Source organism: Rhodoferax sp. (assembly GCF_014859475.1).
Taxonomy (GTDB): Bacteria; Pseudomonadota; Gammaproteobacteria; order Burkholderiales; family Burkholderiaceae_C; genus Rhodoferax.
Map to the genome: position 1 here is coordinate 1 of NZ_JACUUE010000339.1, position 1,577 is coordinate 1,577.

At 64.2% G+C, this 1,577-nt stretch carries 1 protein-coding gene; it reads left to right on the top strand.

The window, feature by feature from the left end; all coding sequences use genetic code 11:
- The first annotated feature begins 260 nt into the window (after positions 1 to 260).
- Positions 261 to 1,535, top strand: coding sequence for a hypothetical protein (locus IBX54_RS15065; RefSeq protein ID WP_296543463.1), 1,275 nt, complete (start codon positions 261 to 263; stop codon positions 1,533 to 1,535).
- The last annotated feature ends 42 nt before the right edge of the window (positions 1,536 to 1,577 follow it).

The following is a 1,577-nucleotide window of genomic DNA, read 5'->3' on the forward strand; positions in this document are numbered from 1 at the left end:
TTTTGACCCAGACCGGTGGCCTGGTCACCGACCCCGGCCTGATGGCCGGTCTAACTGTCATGAATCCAAGCCGACGCCCCAAATCCTGAAAGAGCACCGTCATCGCGAGCCATCCGTATCCGGACGGATACCGCACACCGACCTTGAACAGAGAAGCCGTCACTGCGAGCGTAGCGCGGCAGTCCATGCAGTCGGGGGGCATGGATTGCGTCACTTCGTTCGCAATGACGACGTTCTTTCACGTTAACCCAGGAGAACTTATGCAAACCCTGACCATTCTGGGCGGCGGCAGCGCCTACACACCGGGCCTGCTGCAGGCCCTGATTGCCCATGCGGGCGAACTGCCTTTGACCACCGTGCGGCTGTACGACCTTGATGCCGACCACCTGACCATCGTGGCCCGCCTCACCAGCGCCATGGCCCAACAGGCCGGCGCCTTCACAGTGGAAGTGGCACCCACGCTGGAGGCTGCCATTGCGGGCGCCGATCTGGTGCTCAACTCGACCAGGCCTGGTGGCTTGGCGGCACGCCGCATCGACGAAACCCTGCCACTGGAATTTGACTTGCCGGGGCAGGAAACGGTGGGCCCGGGCGGCTTCTTTTTTGCCCTGCGCTCGGTGCCCGAGGCCTTGCGCGTGGCCGCCATCATGCAAGACCTGGCGCCCGATGCCATTTTGCTCAACTACACCAACCCCAGCAACATCGTGACGCAGGCCATCTGTGATCGTGGCGGCATCAAGGTGATCGGCCTGTGCGACCAGTCAGACGAAGACCTGCTGGCGCTGTGCCATGCCATGGACCGCCCGGCGCGTTACACCTTTCGCTGCAACGGACTCAACCATGCCACCTGGTACAGCGAAGTGCTGATCGACGGTGCCCCGCTGGCGGCGCTCAGTGCGTCGCTGGCACCACCCGACGACTACGACGACGAGCACAAGCTGCGCTTTGCCCTGTCGCTCCAGATGGCGCATGAGCAGCCCGGCTACTGGCCCAACTCCTACCTGCCTTACTACCTGTTTCCAGAAGCCTTTGTGGCGCACGCGAAGCAGCATGGTCCGCGCAGCGACGTGGTGGCAGCCTCGCTGGAGCGGTATTACACCCACTTCGAGGCCGAGGGCAAGCGGGCCCGGCCAGAGCTGAAATTCTTCCGTGGCTCGGCTGGTTTTGGCGACCTGGCCGTGACCGTCATCCGGGCACTGGCATCCAGCACGCCGCATGAACTGGTGCTGAACCTGCCCAACCTGGGCGCCACGGCGGCCTTTACGCACGACACCGTGGTCGAGACCCGCGTGCGGGTGTCACGCGCCGGCATCGAGCGGCTGCCCGCGCCGCGCTTGCCGACCTCGTTTTACGGACTGGCCAAACAGCTTGAGCGCTACCAGCGCCTCACCGCCAAAGCCGCCGCTGCAGGCGACCACCAAGCCCGGGTGGCAGCCCTGGCCGCTAACCCCCTGGTCGGCAAGCCCCTGTTGGCAGCCAACATGCTCGACCAGGCGCGCGCCAGCTACCCTGATTGGCAAAAGGTCAGCGCATGAAGACACAAGACTTGCTCAAACGCATGGATTGGGATGACTTTG

Bases quoted from the DNA above. Each gene is read 5' to 3' on its own strand.
- IBX54_RS15065 (WP_296543463.1), top strand. From the start codon at position 261: ATGCAAACCCTGACCATTCTGGGCGGCGGCAGCGCCTACACACCGGGC.